The sequence below is a fragment of the Streptomyces sp. NPDC093586 genome (assembly GCF_044764905.1).
GTDB lineage: Bacteria > Actinomycetota > Actinomycetes > Streptomycetales > Streptomycetaceae > Streptomyces.
In genome coordinates, this window is the sequence record NZ_JBIWJA010000020.1 from 23,005 (window position 1) to 35,067 (window position 12,063).

15 protein-coding genes and 1 tRNA gene are annotated in these 12,063 nt (G+C 69.4%); 4 read left to right on the forward strand and 12 right to left on the reverse strand.

Annotation, left to right across the window (positions count from 1 at the left end):
• Window positions 1-17: 17 nt before the first annotated feature.
• Window positions 18-102 (forward strand) — tRNA-Leu (locus ACIRFH_RS21175).
• A 42-nt stretch (window positions 103-144) separates the two neighbouring features.
• On the opposite strand, the gene rdgB is transcribed toward ACIRFH_RS21175, so the two are convergent.
• The 4 genes from rdgB to ACIRFH_RS21195 all read right to left on the reverse strand — a co-directional run bounded on the left by rdgB (window position 145) and on the right by ACIRFH_RS21195 (window position 2,411).
• The gene (gene rdgB, locus ACIRFH_RS21180) at window positions 145-747 is read right to left on the reverse strand and encodes an RdgB/HAM1 family non-canonical purine NTP pyrophosphatase (protein WP_403522884.1); all 603 of its coding nucleotides are present in this window, start codon (window positions 745-747) and stop codon (window positions 145-147) included.
• Window positions 748-781: 34 nt separating this feature from the next.
• Window positions 782-1,189: a hypothetical protein gene (locus ACIRFH_RS21185; protein WP_403522887.1), complete on the reverse strand. Its 408-nt coding sequence runs from the start codon at window positions 1,187-1,189 to the stop codon at window positions 782-784.
• 174 nt (window positions 1,190-1,363) lie between these two features.
• Entirely contained in the window at window positions 1,364-2,101 is a 738-nt protein-coding gene (rph, locus tag ACIRFH_RS21190) for a ribonuclease PH (RefSeq protein WP_403522890.1), read from the reverse strand.
• A 76-nt stretch (window positions 2,102-2,177) separates the two neighbouring features.
• Window positions 2,178-2,411, reverse strand: coding sequence for a glucose PTS transporter subunit EIIB (locus ACIRFH_RS21195; RefSeq protein WP_403522893.1), 234 nt, complete (start codon window positions 2,409-2,411; stop codon window positions 2,178-2,180).
• Window positions 2,412-2,569: 158 nt separating this feature from the next.
• On the opposite strand from ACIRFH_RS21195, the gene ACIRFH_RS21200 reads away from it, so the two are divergent.
• Both ACIRFH_RS21200 and ACIRFH_RS21205 read left to right on the forward strand, forming a co-directional pair.
• Complete coding sequence (locus ACIRFH_RS21200) at window positions 2,570-3,865, forward strand: PTS transporter subunit EIIC (protein WP_403523120.1); 1,296 nt, start codon at window positions 2,570-2,572, stop codon at window positions 3,863-3,865.
• 214 nt (window positions 3,866-4,079) lie between these two features.
• Window positions 4,080-5,330 (forward strand): PTS transporter subunit EIIC, encoded by a 1,251-nt coding sequence (locus ACIRFH_RS21205; protein WP_403522896.1) that lies wholly within the window; start codon window positions 4,080-4,082, stop codon window positions 5,328-5,330.
• A 70-nt stretch (window positions 5,331-5,400) separates the two neighbouring features.
• Here the strand turns inward: ACIRFH_RS21205 and ACIRFH_RS21210 are convergent, their stop codons facing one another.
• Window positions 5,401-6,153, reverse strand: a complete 753-nt coding sequence (locus ACIRFH_RS21210) for an MBL fold metallo-hydrolase (protein WP_403522899.1) — start codon at window positions 6,151-6,153, stop codon at window positions 5,401-5,403.
• 204 nt (window positions 6,154-6,357) lie between these two features.
• Here ACIRFH_RS21210 and ACIRFH_RS21215 point away from each other — a divergent pair, with 204 nt between their 5' ends.
• A complete protein-coding gene (locus ACIRFH_RS21215; RefSeq protein WP_403522902.1) occupies window positions 6,358-6,813 on the forward strand; it encodes a type II toxin-antitoxin system PemK/MazF family toxin in 456 nt (151 codons plus the stop codon).
• A 337-nt stretch (window positions 6,814-7,150) separates the two neighbouring features.
• On the opposite strand, the gene ACIRFH_RS21220 is transcribed toward ACIRFH_RS21215, so the two are convergent.
• From ACIRFH_RS21220 to clpS, 7 genes are all read right to left on the reverse strand, one after another.
• Complete coding sequence (locus ACIRFH_RS21220) at window positions 7,151-8,101, reverse strand: PLP-dependent cysteine synthase family protein (RefSeq protein WP_403522904.1); 951 nt, start codon at window positions 8,099-8,101, stop codon at window positions 7,151-7,153.
• A gap of 5 nt (window positions 8,102-8,106) precedes the next feature.
• Window positions 8,107-8,394: a MoaD/ThiS family protein gene (locus ACIRFH_RS21225; RefSeq protein WP_403522906.1), complete on the reverse strand. Its 288-nt coding sequence runs from the start codon at window positions 8,392-8,394 to the stop codon at window positions 8,107-8,109.
• 100 nt (window positions 8,395-8,494) lie between these two features.
• Window positions 8,495-8,590: a putative leader peptide gene (locus ACIRFH_RS21230; protein WP_310873142.1), complete on the reverse strand. Its 96-nt coding sequence runs from the start codon at window positions 8,588-8,590 to the stop codon at window positions 8,495-8,497.
• A gap of 79 nt (window positions 8,591-8,669) precedes the next feature.
• Window positions 8,670-9,092 carry a Mov34/MPN/PAD-1 family protein gene (locus tag ACIRFH_RS21235; protein WP_403522910.1) on the reverse strand — a complete coding sequence of 141 codons (423 nt, stop codon included), beginning with the start codon at window positions 9,090-9,092 and terminating at the stop codon, window positions 8,670-8,672.
• 135 nt (window positions 9,093-9,227) lie between these two features.
• Complete coding sequence (locus ACIRFH_RS21240) at window positions 9,228-10,658, reverse strand: amino acid permease (RefSeq protein WP_403522913.1); 1,431 nt, start codon at window positions 10,656-10,658, stop codon at window positions 9,228-9,230.
• A gap of 369 nt (window positions 10,659-11,027) precedes the next feature.
• Window positions 11,028-11,642, reverse strand: a complete 615-nt coding sequence (locus ACIRFH_RS21245) for a DUF2017 domain-containing protein (protein ID WP_403522916.1) — start codon at window positions 11,640-11,642, stop codon at window positions 11,028-11,030.
• A gap of 41 nt (window positions 11,643-11,683) precedes the next feature.
• Entirely contained in the window at window positions 11,684-12,001 is a 318-nt protein-coding gene (gene clpS, locus ACIRFH_RS21250; protein WP_361566931.1) for an ATP-dependent Clp protease adapter ClpS, read from the reverse strand.
• Between the last annotated feature and the right edge of the window lie 62 nt (window positions 12,002-12,063).

The following is a 12,063-nucleotide window of genomic DNA, read 5'->3' on the forward strand; positions in this document are numbered from 1 at the left end:
GTGATGACCGTTTTTGAGCGGCCGTGATGGAATTTGGCAGTCATGCTGGGTTTAGGTCCCAGTGGGTTCACACCCGTGTGGGTTCGAGTCCCACCGGCCGCACACACAGAGGGGCCGCTCAACGGGCGGCCCCTCTACCATCACTCAGCCCAGCAGCTCCCGTACCACCGGTACCAGCGCCCGGAACGCCTTGCCGCGGTGGCTGATCGCGTTCTTCTCCTCCGCGCTCAGTTCCGCGCAGGTGCGGGACTCCCCCTCCGGCTGGAGGATCGGGTCGTAGCCGAAGCCGCCCGTGCCGGCGGGGGCGTGGCGCAGGGTGCCTCTCAGTTGGCCCTCGACCACCCTCTCCGTGCCGTCGGGCAGGGCCAGTGCCGCCGCGCAGGCGAAGTGGGCGCCGCGGTGTTCGTCGGCGATGTCGGCGATCTGGGCGAGGAGGAGGTCCAGGTTGGCCTTGTCGTCGCCGTGGCGGCCGGCCCAGCGGGCGGAGAAGATGCCGGGGGCGCCGTTCAGGACGTCGACGCAGAGGCCGGAGTCGTCGGCGACGGCAGGCAGGCCGGTGGCCCGGGCGAGGGCGTGGGCCTTGAGGAGGGCGTTCTCGGCGAAGGTGACGCCGGTCTCCTTGACGTCGGGGACGTGGGGGTAGGCGTCCGCGCCGACGAGTTCGTGGGGCAGGCCCGCGTCGGCGAGGATGGCCCTGAGTTCGGTGATCTTTCCGGCGTTGCGGGTGGCGAGGATCAGGCGGGTCATGGGGTCCAGTATTCCGGACCCCGGAAACCTTCCTTCACGGTGTGCAGACCTTCGTCAGTTCGCCGGCCGCGTCGGTGACGGGGCTGAGGTCGGGGGTGTTGTCGCCGTTCTTGACGGACGTGCGGACGTTGTCGACGGCCTTGCCGAGGTCGTCGACGGCTTTGTCGACGTCGGCGTCGTCGGTCTTGTCGCCGATCTTGTCGAGGTTCTCGTCTATGGAGTCGAGGGATTCCTCGAGTTGGGTGGGGTCGTTGGAGGCGTTCTCGACGGCTTGCTGGAGTGCGGTGACGCTGTCGGCGATGGCGTCGGCGGTCTGGACGCAGTCGAGGGCCTTGTCGACGGCGTCGCAGCCGGTGGTGAGGCCCATGGTCAGGGCGGCGGTCGCCAGGGCTGCGGCGGCGTATGCGGTGCGGCGACGGCGGCTGCGTCGGGTCGCGGCCATGGGTCTCGGTCCTCCCCTTGGGTCAGGGCCGGTCGGCCCCTTTGTGACAGGGCCGGTCGGCCCGTGTGTGGTGGTGCGCCGGGCGTACGGTGGTGGGCCGTACGCCCGTACTGCCGAAGACGCGGCGGTGGGCGGTCGAGTTGCGTGCCGGGCGTCTTTTTCTTGGGGCCGTCTTTACTTTTCGAGGGTGGTGTCGAGTGCCTTGCGCTGGAGGTCGGCCAGTTCCGCGCAGCCTGCGGTGGCGAGGTCGAGGAGGGCGTTGAGTTCGTCGCGGGCGAAGGGTTCCGCTTCGGCGGTGCCCTGGACCTCGACGAAGCGGCCGTCTCCGGTGCAGACGACGTTCATGTCGGTGTCGGCGCGGACGTCTTCCTCGTAGCGGAGGTCGAGGAGGGGGGTGCCGGCGACGATGCCGACGGAGACGGCGGAGACGGTGCCGGTGAGGGGTTTGCGGCCGGGCTTGACGATCTTCTTGGCCTGGGCCCAGCCGATGGCGTCGGCGAGGGCGACGTAGGCGCCGGTGATGGCGGCGGTGCGGGTGCCGCCGTCGGCCTGGAGGACGTCGCAGTCGAGGACGACGGTGTTCTCGCCGAGTGCCTTGTAGTCGATGACGGCGCGCAGGGAGCGGCCGATGAGGCGGCTGATCTCGTGGGTGCGGCCGCCGATGCGGCCCTTGACGGATTCGCGGTCGCCGCGGGTGTTGGTGGCGCGGGGCAGCATGGCGTATTCGGCGGTGACCCAGCCTTCGCCGCTGCCTTTGCGCCAGCGGGGGACGCCTTCGGTGACGGAGGCGGTGCAGAGGACTTTGGTGTCGCCGAAGGAGATGAGGACGGAGCCTTCGGCGTGCTTGCTCCAGCCGCGTTCGATGGTGACGGGGCGGAGCTGTTGGGGGGTGCGGCCGTCGATTCGTGACATGCGGGTGAGCCTAGCGGGCCATGGGGAAGGGGCCTGGCCCGCAGTGGGACAGACCCCTTGCCGGTGAACCGGTGGTTCACATCATGTCTTCGATCTCCGCGGCGATGGGGTCGGCGTCGGTGCCGATGACGACCTGGATGGCGGTGCCCATCTTGACGACGCCGTGGGCGCCGGCGGCCTTGAGGGCGGCGTCGTCGACCAGGGTGGGGTCGTTGACTTCGGTGCGGAGGCGGGTGATGCAGCCTTCGATCTCGTCGATGTTGTCGATGCCGCCGAGGCCGGCGACGATCTTCTCAGCCTTGCTGGCCATGTTCCTTCTCCCTGATCCGAACCGCTTTGTGGCAGTAACCCACAGTTGGCCCATCTTCGCGAGCGGTCATGTGGTGTCTGCCGAATGATGGCGTCACGACGGCGGAACCGTCCCGCAACTGGTCTACACCAGTGTACCGGCGACCGGATGGAGACCGGATGAGTGCCGACAGTGCGGCCGGCCCTGCTCGCGCGCGCTGGAACACGTGGTTCCAGGGTCTGCAGAAGATGGGGCGCAGTCTTCAGCTGCCCATCGCGGTGCTGCCGGCCGCGGGCATTCTGAACCGGCTGGGGCAGCCGGACGTGTTCGGGGCCGACGGTCTGGGCTGGACGGACGTCTCGAAGGTGATGACGGGGGCGGGCGGTGCCCTGCTCGACGGTTCGCTGGGGCTGCCGCTGCTGTTCTGCGTCGGTGTGGCGATCGGGATGGCGAAGAAGGCGGACGGTTCGACGGCGCTGGCGGCGGTGGTGGGGTTCCTCGTCTACTTCACTGTGCTGCGGCAGTTCCCGGAGGACTGTCCGGAGGGGTCGAGGGCGGTTCCGCAGGTCGGCTGTCAGGTGACCGACGGGTCGGGCACGGTGACGGCGTTCGTGTTCCAGAATCCGGGGGTGTTCGGCGGCATCGTGATGGGGCTGCTGTCGGCGTACTTCTGGCAGCGGTTCCACCGGACGAGGCTGGTGGACTGGCTGGGTTTCTTCAACGGGCGGCGGCTGGTGCCGATCGTCATGGCGTTCGTGGCGATCGTGTTCGCGGCGCTGTGTCTGTGGGTGTGGCCGCCGATCGGTGACGCGCTGGAGGGTTTCAGCGACTGGCTGAACGGGATCGGCGCGTGGGGTGCGGGGGTGTTCGGGCTGGCGAACCGGGCGCTGCTGGTGATCGGGCTGCATCAGTTCCTGAACGTTCCGATGTGGTTCCAGTTCGGCAGTTTCACGAAGCCGGACGGGACGGTGGTGCACGGTGACATCAACATGTTCCTGGCGGGGGATCCGGACGCGGGTCAGTTCACCAGCGGCTTCTTCCCGATCATGATGTTCGCGCTGCCGGCGGCGGCGCTGGCGATCACGCACTGCGCGAAGCCGCATCGCCGCAAGGAGGTCGGCGGTCTGATGCTGTCGGTGGCGCTGACGTCGTTCGTGACGGGCATCACCGAGCCGCTGGAGTACTCGTTCCTGTTCATCGCGCCGGCGTTGTACGCGGTGCACGCGGTGTTGACGGGTGTGTCGATGGCGGTGACGTGGGGGCTGGGGGTGCACGACGGGTTCAGTTTCTCGGCGGGGCTGATCGACTACGTCATCAACTGGAACCTGGCGACGAGGCCGTGGCTGATCATTCCGATCGGTCTGTGCTTCGCGGTGGTGTACTACGTGGTCTTCCGGTTCGCGATCACGCGGTTCGATCTGAAGACGCCGGGGCGGGAGCCGGAGGACGAGGTCGAGGACGTCACCAAGGTGTAGACCTCACGTACTCTTGTGGTGTGGTCTCGCGAAGGCCCCCGGACTTCTGGTCCGGGGGCCTTCGGCGCGCTCTCGGGGGGTCTGATCCGGAGCCTCGGCCGGTACTGCGCGTAGTGCCGCGACAGCGGATTCGCGGGTTCCTTATGCGGCCTTCACCGTGCTACAACAGGTCTACACCACTGAGTGGTGTAGACCATCTCCCGATGGAGGACGTATGAGCACCGCCACCGCAACGGCGGCCCCCGCGAAGAAGCGGGGACAGGGCCTTTTCCAGGGCCTGCAGAAGGTCGGCCGCAGCCTGCAGCTCCCGATCGCCGTACTGCCGGCAGCGGGCATCATGGTCCGGCTCGGCCAGGACGACATCTTCGGCAAGGACGGCCTCGGCTGGGACAAGGTCGCCGCCGTCTTCAACAACGCGGGCGGTGCCCTCACCGGCTCGCTGCCGATCCTGTTCTGCATAGGCGTGGCCATCGGCTTCGCCAAGAAGGCGGACGGCTCGACCGCGCTGGCCGCGGTGGTCGGCTTCCTCGTCTACAGCAAGGTCCTGGAAGCCTTCCCGGTCACCGAGGCGGTGGTCCAGAAGGGCGAGGACATCGCCGCGACGTACAACGACCCGGGTGTGCTCGGCGGCATCATCATGGGTCTGCTCTCCGCCGTGCTGTGGCAGCGGTTCCACCGCACCAAGCTGGTGGACTGGCTCGGCTTCTTCAACGGCCGCCGGCTCGTGCCGATCATCATGGCGTTCGTCGGCATCGTCGTCGGCGTCTTCTTCGGTCTGGTCTGGGAGCCCATCGGCACCGGCATCTCGAACTTCGGCGAGTGGATGACCGGCCTCGGCTCCGGCGGCGCCGCCCTGTTCGGCGGTGTGAACCGCGCGCTGATCCCGGTCGGCATGCACCAGTTCGTCAACACGGTGGCCTGGTTCCAGCTGGGCGACTTCACCGACTCCGCCGGTGAGGTCGTGCACGGCGACATCACCCGCTTCCTGGCCGGCGACCCGAACGCCGGTCTGTTCCAGGCCGGTTTCTTCCCGATCATGATGTTCGGTCTGCCGGCCGCCGCGATCGCCATCGCCCACTGTGCCCGCCCGGAGCGCCGCAAGGCCGTCCTCGGCATGATGGTCTCGCTCGCCCTGACCTCGTTCGTCACCGGTGTGACCGAGCCGATCGAGTTCTCGTTCATGTTCATCGCGCCGGTCCTGTACGTGCTGCACGCGGTGCTGACGGCCGTGTCGATGGCGGTGACCTGGGGTCTCGGGGTGCACGCCGGCTTCAACTTCTCGGCCGGCTTCATCGACTACGCCCTGAACTGGCACCTGGCGACCAAGCCGTGGCTGATCATTCCGATCGGCCTGGTGTTCGCGGCGATCTACTACGCGGCGTTCCGCTTCGCGATCGTCAAGTTCGACCTCAAGACCCCGGGCCGCGAGCCCGAGGAGGAGGTCGAGGACCTCACCAAGGCGTGAGGTCCCGCCGCACGGCACGACCGAGGCCCCCGGAGCGAGCACACGCTCCGGGGGCCTCGTCGCGTTCGCGTCAGACCTCGTACACCGCGCCCGGCGCCGCCACCTCCACCGGGCCGGCGTAGGCCCCGCGGGCGTCGGCCAGGTTGATCCGCGGGTCGGTCCACGGGGGGATGTGGGTGAGGACCAGGCGGCGGGCGCCGGCCCGGGTCGCGGTCTGACCCGCCTCGCGGCCGTTGAGGTGCAGGTCGGGGATGTTCTCCTTGCCGTGCGTGAAGGCGGCCTCGCACAGGAACAGGTCGGTGTCGCGGGCGAGTTCGTCCAGCACGGGGGTGGTGCCGGTGTCGCCGGAGTACGTCAGCGACCGGCCGCCGTGCTCGACGCGGATCGCGTAGGCCTCCACGGGGTGGGCGACGCGCTCGGTGTGCACGGTGAAGGGGCCGACCTCGAAGGTGGACGGCTTGACCGTGTGGAAGTCGAAGACCTCGCTCATCGACGACGCGGAGGGGGTGTCGGCGTAGGCGGTGGTGAGCCGGTGCTCGGTGCCCTCGGGTCCGTAGACGGGGAGGGGGTCGCAGCGGCCGCCGTCGTGCCGGTAGTAGCGCGCCACGAAGTAGGCGCACATGTCGATGCAGTGGTCGGCGTGCAGGTGGCTGAGGAAGATCGCGTCGAGGTCGTAGAGACCGCAGTGGCGCTGCAACTCGCCGAGAGCGCCGTTGCCCAGGTCGAGGAGCAGCCGGAAGCCGTCGGCCTCGACGAGGTAGCTCGAGCAGGCCGATTCCGCGGACGGGAACGACCCCGAGCAGCCGACGACGGTGAGCTTCATGAAGCAGAAACCTCCGCTGGCGGGTGTGGAGAGACGGGGGTCGTGCGGTCCGTCGAGCGTAAGGCGCAAAACCTTTGGTCGCTCCTCCGCCAGGGGCCGTTGTGGGCGAACTCACCTGTGGTGTCACCGGTTCGGCTGGACGTGGGGCGCGCGGGGCCGTGGTGGGGGCGCGTGATGCGGGTGTGCGCCGGTAACGTCGTCGGTATGGACACGTCCTGGTGGCTCGCGCTCGCGGCGGTGGTGCTGCTCGCGCTCGTCGCCGTGTTCGTCGACGGCTGGGGCGCGCGGCGGCGGCCCGCGGGCGGTCGGCGTCCGCCGGGGCGTCCCCGGGGTCCGCGGGGCCGGGCGGTCGGGCCGCGGCCGGCGGAGATCTGGTGGGCGAGGGTGCCCTACGAGGACACCCGGGGCGCGAAGGACCGGCCGTGCCTGGTGATCGCGGTGCGCGGGCGGCAGGTGCTGGTCGCGAAGATCACCAGCAGGTACCGGGAGGGGCGGGCCGGGGTGATCCCGCTGCCGCCGGGGGCGGTCGGGGACGGCCGGGGGCGGACGAGCTTCCTGGAGACGGACGAGCTGCGCCGGGTGCCGGTGGGGGACTTCCGGCGCCGGGTGGGCGAGGTGGACCCGGCCCTGTGGGACCAGGTGCGGCACCTCGCCCGGTGAGGCGCCAGGTCTCGTGTCCGCGAAGTCCCTCCGTCCGCCCGGAGGGCGGGCCCTGCGGCGTCCGGCGCGTGCTCTGGGGGTCCCCCCGGCCGGAGGCTGGGGGGAGTGCCGGGCGCAGTCCCTCGTACTAGTGCCGCGGCAGGCGACGTTCGCCCGGTGAGGAGCGGCGTCCGGCGCGTGCTCTGAGGGTCCCCCGGCCGGAGGCTGGGGGGGGAGTGCCAGCCGGAAGCCCTCGTACTGGACGTACTCGGGCTTTCGTCCGGCGCGGCGAGTGGGGCACCCCCTCCGGGGGAGCGTGCCGGGCGTCGCGGGGCAGGAGGGACTTCGCGGACACGGCCTAGGCCCAGAGCTGGCCCTGGAGGGTCTCGATGGCCTCTTCGGTGGTGGCGGCGGTGTAGACGCCGGTGGAGAGGTACTTCCAGCCGCCGTCGGCGACGACGAACACGATGTCCGCGCTCTGTCCCGCCTTGAGCGCCTTGGTGCCGACGCCGATGGCGGCGTGCAGGGCGGCGCCGGTGGAGACGCCCGCGAAGATGCCCTCCTGCTGGAGGAGTTCGCGGGTGCGGGTGACCGCGTCGGCCGAGCCCACCGAGAAGCGGGTGGTGAGCACGGAGGCGTCGTACAGCTCGGGCACGAAGCCCTCGTCGAGGTTGCGCAGGCCGTAGACCAGGTCGTCGTAGCGCGGTTCGGCGGCGACGATCTTCACGTCGGGTTTGTGCTCGCGCAGGTAGCGGCCGACGCCCATGAGGGTGCCGGTGGTGCCGAGGCCGGCCACGAAGTGGGTGACGGAGGGCAGGTCGGCGAGGATCTCGGGGCCGGTCGTCGCGTAGTGGGCGCCGGCGTTGTCCGGGTTGCCGTACTGGTAGAGCATCACCCAGTCGGGGTGCTCGGCGGAGAGTTCCTTGGCGACCCGTACGGCGGTGTTGGAACCGCCCGCGGCCGGGGAGGAGATGATCTCGGCGCCCCACATGGCGAGCAGGTCCCGGCGTTCCTGCGAGGTGTTCTCGGGCATCACGCAGACGATGCGGTAGCCCTTGAGCTTGGCGGCCATGGCCAGCGAGATGCCGGTGTTGCCGGAGGTGGGCTCGAGGATGGTGCAGCCGGGGACGAGGCGGCCGTCCTTCTCCGCCTGCTCGATCATGTGCAGGGCGGGGCGGTCCTTGATCGAGCCGGTGGGGTTGCGGTCCTCCAGCTTGGCCCAGATGCGGACGTCGTCGGACGGCGACAGCCGCGGCAGGCGCACCAGGGGGGTGTTGCCCACCGCGGCCAGCGGGGAGTCGTACCGCATCCCGATCAGGCCATACCGCCGGCGACGGCCGGCAGGATCGTGATGCTGTCGCCGTCGGTGAGCTTGGTGTTGATGCCGTCGAGGAAGCGGACGTCCTCGTCGTTCAGGTAGACGTTGACGAAGCGGCGCAGCTGGTCGCCGTTCGCCTTGTCGATGAGTCGGTCCTGAATGCCCGCGTGCCGGGTCTCGAGGTCGGCGAAGAGCTCGGTGAGGGTGTCGCCCTTGCCCTCCACCGCCTTCTGGCCGTCGGTGTACTGGCGGAGGATGGTGGGGATGCGGACCTCGATGGCCATGGCTGAGGGCTCCTGTCGGAAGGTGTCGTGGGTTCGGTGGGGCGCGCTGCGGCACGCGGCGGCCCGCCGCGGCTCACGGCCGTACGGCGGCAGCGGAAGATCAACAGATGGCGCTGTTCAGCCTGCACAGGTCGACGTGCAGCCGCGCCACGAGCAGTGTGCCCGGCGCCTTTTCGCTCACGTCGAGAAGAACCATGGGGTCATCGTATCGATTCCCGGTCCGGCTTCCGGAGTGTGATCTCATGCTTCGGACAGTTTTCATCCGCGGGGTGAGATCAGTACGCCTCCACCACCGTGACCTCCTCCTCCGTGACCTCGCCGTCCACGATCCGGAAGGAGCGGAACTGGAAGTCGCCGAGGCCGTCGGTGTCGGCGGTGGAGACGAGGACGTAGTGGGCGCCGGGTTCGTTGGCGTAGGAGATGTCGGTGCGGGAGGGGTGGGCCTCGGTGGCGGTGTGGGAGTGGTAGATGATCACCGGCTCCTCGTCGCGGTCGTCCATCTCGCGGTAGAGCTTGAGGAGGTCGCCCGAGTCGAACTCGTAGAAGGTGGGCGACATGGCCGCGTTCAGCATGGGGATGAAACGCTCGGGGCGGTCCGAGCCGGCCGGGCCCGCGACGACGCCGCACGCCTCGTCGGGGTGGTCCTTGCGGGCGTGGGCGACGATCTGGTCGTAGAGGGCCTGGGTGAGGGTCAGCATGTCGGCCAGGATAAGCAGAGGGGCCGTTCCGTACCGAGGGGTGGTACGGAACGGCCCGTATGCCGGACGTCCTGAGCGGTGGCCGCCGTGGGCGCCCCGAGGGCTCCCGGCGGCCGGACGTCCCGGCGGGGTGCGTCAGCGGCGCTTGGCGAAGGCCGCGGCCTGGGGGTTGCGGCTCTTGAGCACCAGGTAGGACACCAGGAGGAGCAGGCCCCACAGCGGTGCGCAGTACAGCGAGATGCGGGCGTCCTTGTCGATGCCCATCAGCACGATCACCATGGCGATGAAGGCGAGCGCGAACCAGCTCGTGTACGGGGCGCCGGGGGCGCGGAAGTCCGAGCGGGGCAGTTCGCCGCGGTCCGCCTTGGCGCGGTAGCGGATCTGGGAGATCAGGATCATGATCCAGGCCCACATGCCGGAGATGGTCGCGAAGGACACCACGTAGTCGAACGCCTTGCCCGGCCACTGGTAGTTGATCCAGACGCCGACCATCATCAGCGCGGCGGAGACCGTCGTGCCGGCGAGCGGGGTGCCGCTGCGGGTCAGCTTGGTGAAGAACTTCGGGCCCTGGCTGTTGAGCGCGAGGTCGCGCAGCATGCGGCCGGTGGAGTACATGCCGGAGTTGCACGAGGACAGCGCGGCCGTCAGGACGACGAAGTTCACGATGCCCGCGCCGGCGGCGAGGCCCATCTTCTCGAAGGCGGCGACGAAGGGGCTGACGCCCGGCTGGAAGTGCGTCCACGGCACCACCGACAGGATCATGATCAGCGCGCCGACGTAGAAGACGGCGATGCGCCACGGCACGGTGTTGATCGCCTTGGGCAGGACGGTCTTGGGGTCCTTGGACTCGCCCGCGGTGACGCCGACCAGCTCGACGGCGAGGAAGGCGAACATGACCATCTGCAGGGTCATCAGGCTGCTGCCGACGCCGTTGGGGAAGAAGCCGCCGTCGTTCCAGAGGTGGGAGACGGAGGCGGTGTCGCCGGCGTCCGAGAAGCCGACGGTCAGGACACCGGCGCAGATGAGGATCATGCCGATGATCGCGGTGACCTTGACCATCGAGAACCAGAACTCCAGCTCACCGAAGAGCTTCACGGAGATGAGGTTCGCGCCGTACAGGACGACCGTGAAGACCAGGGCGGACACCCATTGCGGGATGTCCCACCAGTACGTCATGTAGGCCGCCGCGGCGGTGACCTCGGTGATGCCGGTGACGACCCAGAACAGCCAGTACGTCCAGCCGGTCACGAAGCCCGCGAAGGGGCCGATGAACTCGCGGGCGTACTCCGAGAAGGAGCCGGACACCGGGCGGTACATCAGCAGCTCGCCGAGCGCCCGCATGATGAGGAAGATGACCAGGCCGGCGATGGCGTAGGCGAGGATCAGGCTGGGGCCGGCCTTGGAGATGCCCTTGCCCGCGCCGAGGAACAGGCCGGTGCCGATGGCACCGCCGATGGCGATCATCTGGATCTGCCGGGCACCGAGCCCGCGCTGATATCCCTCGCCGCCCTCGTGCTGCACGGCCTCGTTGCCGTCGCGATGCTGGTCGACCTGCGCAGAGGTCATGAGTGGTGCGCCTTTCTCCATACCGACCCGGGCCTTGAGTCGGCCGCGGATCGGATCTCGATCCCCCCGGATGATGGAGCTGAGCGGGCTTCACGGGCCTGCTCGTGCCTGGCCGGCGGTTACCGGCTCGGTGGCGCACCCGGCCGAACATTCGGGTGGTGTTCGCCGGGCGGTCGTGAAGATTTATCACGGCGGCACCGGAGATCACAGGTGAGCCCTGTGACGCATCACACAAGGAGAAGTGGACAAAGGCCACCGGAACGGGGCAGACGGGGGCCGCGTTTTCACAGGATCGTTATGCGGACGTGAACGTCCCCTGAGCGGACACACGCACCACGACCCCGGCGTCCCCGGACATTCCCGTACAGGTCAGGGCATCAGGGTGGCGACCAGCGTCTCCTGGAGCCCGCCCAGCCACAGGTACGCCATCACCATCGGCTTGCGCGGGTCCTCGTCGGGGAGCCGGTAGAGCAGGTCGGAGTCGTCCTCGTCGGTGATCTCCAGCCGGGAGCCGATCGCCAGGCGCAGGTCGTTCAGGGCGCCCAGCCACCGCCGGGACTCGTCCGGCGACAGCTTCAGCACCGCGCCGTCCCCGCCCGCCGACGCCGACGCGGACGCCAGGGCGTCCAGGGCGCGGATCACCGCGAGCGCGTTCTCGCGCTTGCCGGCGCGCAGGTCGTTCTCGGTGTAGCGGCGGAACTCGGCGGAGTGCGCCCGCTGCTCCTCGGCCTCCTCCGCCCGCGGGGTGCCCTCGGGGTCGACGTAGGCGTCCGGGAACAGGCGGCGCAGCACCGGGTCGGAGGGCGGCTCGCTGGGGCCGTCGGCGAAGAGTTCGGCGAGCGGGTCGTCGGAGGTGTTCTCGGCGGGGCCGGGGCCGATCAGCTCCAGGAGCTGGACCGCGAGCGAGCGGATGATGGAGATCTCGACGTCGTCGAGGGCGACGGCCGCGCCGCCGCCGGGGAGCGGTTCGAACTGTCCTGGCATGGAGGTGATTCAGCTGCTTCCGTCCTGCGGGCGGGCGTCGGTCATTTCCGGTCCTGCTGGAGAGTGGCCCACAGGCCGTAGCCGTGCATGGCCTGGACGTCCCGTTCCATCTCCTCGCGGCTGCCGCTGGAGACGACCGCCCGGCCCTTGTGGTGGACGTCGAGCATGAGCTTGGTGGCCTTGTCCTTCGAATAGCCGAAGTACGACTGGAAGACGTAGGTCACGTAGCTCATGAGGTTGACGGGGTCGTTGTGCACGATCGTCACCCAGGGCACGTCGGGTTCGGGTACGGCGAAGACCTCCTCCGCCGACTCGGTCTTCTCGATCTCCATGGGTGCGGCTGCCGTCACACTGCCCATGCTGCCACCACAGGGGGGCACCCGCACAAACGGGCCTGTGGGCAACGCCACGGAACCACAAA